The organism is Sphingopyxis sp. (assembly GCF_035250425.1).
Classification (GTDB): Bacteria; Pseudomonadota; Alphaproteobacteria; order Sphingomonadales; family Sphingomonadaceae; genus Sphingopyxis.
This window is the reverse complement of the sequence record NZ_DATFFD010000032.1, coordinates 1-3,119: the sequence shown is the minus strand read 5'-3', so window position 1 is coordinate 3,119 and position 3,119 is coordinate 1. Positions and strand designations below refer to the sequence as shown.

Sequence of the window (3,119 nt, the reverse complement as noted above, 5' to 3'; positions counted from 1 at the left end):
GCAGCCGGAGCGGCGGCGGCGGGCGCCGCGGCGACCGGACCGGCCGGGTTGCCGCCCTTCGAGCGGACCCATGCTTCCCACTTGTCGACCGGGAGCACTTCGACGGCGATCGGCATATAGCCGTGATCGACGCCGCAAAGTTCCGAGCACTGGCCATAGTAAACGCCGACCTTGTTCGCGGTGAAGGTCGTTTCGTTGGCGCGGCCCGGGACCGCGTCCATCTTGGTCCAGAAGGCCGGAACCGCGAAGCTGTGGATCACGTCGGCGCCAGTGATGATCAGCTTCACCTGGCGGCCGACGGGAACGACCATGCGGTTGTCGACGGCGAGGTGATAGGGCTCGCCCGCGGCCTTCGCCTTGTCTTCGGGCAGGATCTTCGAGACAAATTCGCCGATGCCCTGGTCGGGATAGGCATAGCCCCAATACCATTGATAGCCGGTGACCTTGATCGTCAGCGCTTCCTTCTTCGGCGGTTCATATTGCGCCGCGAGCAGGCGGATCGACGGCACCGCGATCACCGCGAGGATCAGCACCGGAATGGCGGTCCAGATGATTTCGATGAAGGTGTTATGCGTCGTCTTCGACGGCACCGGATTCGCCTTGGCGCGAAAGAAGAACATCACCCAGAGCAGGAGGCCGAGGACGATCAGCGTGATCACCGTGATGACGGGCAGCAGGATCACATGGTTGAACCAGTAAGCCTGTTCGCCGATCGGGCTGACCTGCGGCTGGAAATCAATGCCCGCGTCGACCGGCTGGCCAACCCCGGGGGTCGGCTTCATCGGGACGTAAGTGGCATCGCCAGCCGGTGCTGCGGCGGTCGTTGCGACCGGCGGCGCTGCCGGAGCAGCCGCATCGGCGGCGGCCGGAACCGGATTCGCCACAGCCGTTGCAGCGGGTGCTTCGGCCGGAGCCGTCGCGGGTGCCTGCGCATGGCCGGCACCCACCGCGCCCAGCGACAAAGCCGCCGCAATTAACACCTTGATTACAGGGGTTTTCAAGCTCTTCATAAGGATAGTGCCGCCCGTTGCCTGTTGTTCTTATTGATGCCCCATCCCCTCTACTACAGCCGCCGGACATGCGTCGCGGCAGCCGGTAAGGGGCTGAATCTCGCGGGCGCTATAGACCCGCTTGCCGCTTGCCTCAAGCATCTCTAACACTATTTTGCGGCTGGATAATCTTCGCCGCCAAAACCCGGTCGCCTGTCACGGGCGACGCACTGGACAAAAGAACAATTCCCCCATGACCGATGATGAAATCCTGGCCGAATTCCGCGCCGCCGACGCCTTGCTGCAGGGCCATTTCCTTCTCTCCTCCGGGCGCCACAGCGAATATTATCTGCAATGCGCGCGCGTGCTGATGGACACGACACGCGCCGGACGGCTCGCCGTCGCGCTTGCCGCCAAGCTGCCGCGTGAGCTCAAACAGGCGATCGATATCGTCGTCTCGCCCGCGATGGGCGGGGTGATCATCGGCCATGAAATGGGCCGCGCGCTCGGCAAGCCCGCGATTTTCGTCGAGCGGCCGACAGGCACCTTCGAACTGCGCCGCGGCTTCGCGATCGACCCCGGCGCCAAGGTGCTGATGGTCGAGGATGTCGTGACCACCGGCCTGTCGTCGCGCGAGGCGATGGAGGCGGTGCGCGCCGCGGGCGGCGAAGTCATCGCCGAGGCCGCGCTTGTCGACCGCTCGGCGGGCAATGTCGAACTCGGCGTGCCCTTCTATCCGCTCGTCGCGATCAATTTCCCGACCTATGCGGAGGATGAATTGCCCGAGACGCTGGCAGGAACCGAAGCGGTGAAGCCCGGCAGCCGGAGCAAGGCGGCTTGACCGGCTCCACGCCCCCCCTTCCCTTGGCTTCGCGCCTGCGCCTCGGCGTCAACATCGACCATGTCGCGACGATCCGCAACGCGCGCGGCGGCGAGCATCCCGACCCGGTGCGCGCGGCCGAAATCGTCGCGGCGGTCGGCGGCGACGGGATCACCGCGCATCTGCGCGAGGACCGGCGCCATATCCGCGACGACGACCTCGCGCGTATCCAGGCCGCGACCGACCTGCCGCTGAACCTCGAAATGGCGGCGACCGACGAGATGGTCGAGATCGCGCTGCGCCACATGCCGCATGCGGCGTGCATCGTCCCCGAAAAGCGCGAGGAGCGCACGACCGAGGGCGGGCTCGACGCGGCGGGGCAGCACAACCACCTCGCGCCGATCGTCGCACGGCTGAACGATGCCGGCATCCGCGTCAGCCTGTTCATCGAACCCGACGCGCGCCAGATCGAAGCGGCGATGCGCCTCCGCGCGCCCGTCGTCGAATTCCACACCGGCCGCTATGCGCATGTCGAAGGCGAAGAACGCGCCATCGAACTCCGCCGTCTCGCCGATGCCGCCGCGCTTGCGTGGAAGAACGGTATCGAGCCGCACGCCGGTCATGGCCTGACCTATGAGAATGTCGTCCCCGTCGCGGCGATCCCGCAGCTCGCCGAACTCAACATCGGCCATTATCTGATCGGCGAGGCGATCTTTACCGGGCTGGAAGATGCCGTGCGGCGGATGCGCGCATTGATGGACGAGGCGCGCGGGTGAGCGTGACGGAGGCCAGATCCTCCCTGTGGCGAAGCCATGGGGAGGTGGCAGTCCCGCAGGGACTGACGGAGGGGTCGCCGACGCAGTCGGCGGGCTACGCCCGCCACCCCTCCACCACCCTGCGGGCGGTCCCCCTCCCCATCCGAGATGGGGAGAATCTTTTATGATCATCGGCCTCGGCTCCGACCTGTGCAATATAGAGCGTATCCAGGCGTCGCTCGACCGCTTCGGCGAGCGGTTCGAGAATCGCGTCTTCACCGAGGTCGAGAAGGCCAAGGCGGCGCGCCGCCCCTTCACCCGCGCCGGCACCTACGCCAAGCGCTTCGCCGCCAAGGAGGCTTTCTCGAAAGCCGTCGGCACCGGCTTCAAGCGCGGCGTGTTCATGAAGGACATCGGCGTCGTCAACGCACCCTCGGGCGCGCCGACGCTGGCGCTCACCGGCGGCGCCGCGGCACGCCTCGCGCAGATGATCCCATCGGGGCACACCGCGCATATCCATTTGACGCTGACCGACGATCATCCATGGGCGCAGGC

4 protein-coding genes are annotated in these 3,119 nt (G+C 66.5%); 3 read left to right on the top strand and 1 reads right to left on the bottom strand.

Translation table 11 applies throughout. The features are described 5' to 3' along the window. On the bottom strand, positions 1-1,010 hold a 1,010-nt coding region (coxB, locus tag VJ811_RS02380), incomplete at its 3' end, for a cytochrome c oxidase subunit II (protein WP_324070671.1). A 232-nt stretch (positions 1,011-1,242) separates the two neighbouring features. On the opposite strand from coxB, the gene pyrE reads away from it, so the two are divergent. The 3 genes from pyrE to acpS all read left to right on the top strand — a co-directional run. Continuing rightward, on the top strand, positions 1,243-1,830 hold the full coding sequence (pyrE, locus tag VJ811_RS02375; RefSeq protein WP_324070670.1) for an orotate phosphoribosyltransferase: 588 nt from the start codon (positions 1,243-1,245) through the stop codon (positions 1,828-1,830). A gap of 23 nt (positions 1,831-1,853) precedes the next feature. Then, the gene (locus tag VJ811_RS02370) at positions 1,854-2,585 is read left to right on the top strand and encodes a pyridoxine 5'-phosphate synthase (RefSeq protein WP_324070669.1); all 732 of its coding nucleotides are present in this window, start codon (positions 1,854-1,856) and stop codon (positions 2,583-2,585) included. Positions 2,586-2,748: 163 nt separating this feature from the next. Beyond that, positions 2,749-3,119: holo-ACP synthase (acpS, locus tag VJ811_RS02365; RefSeq protein WP_324070668.1), on the top strand; the 371-nt coding region annotated here is incomplete at its 3' end.

What these genes read in the sequence shown, in the direction of transcription:
- pyrE (WP_324070670.1), top strand. Translation starts at nt 1,243, where the DNA reads ATGACCGATGATGAAATCCTGGCCGAATTCCGCGCCGCCGACGCCTTG.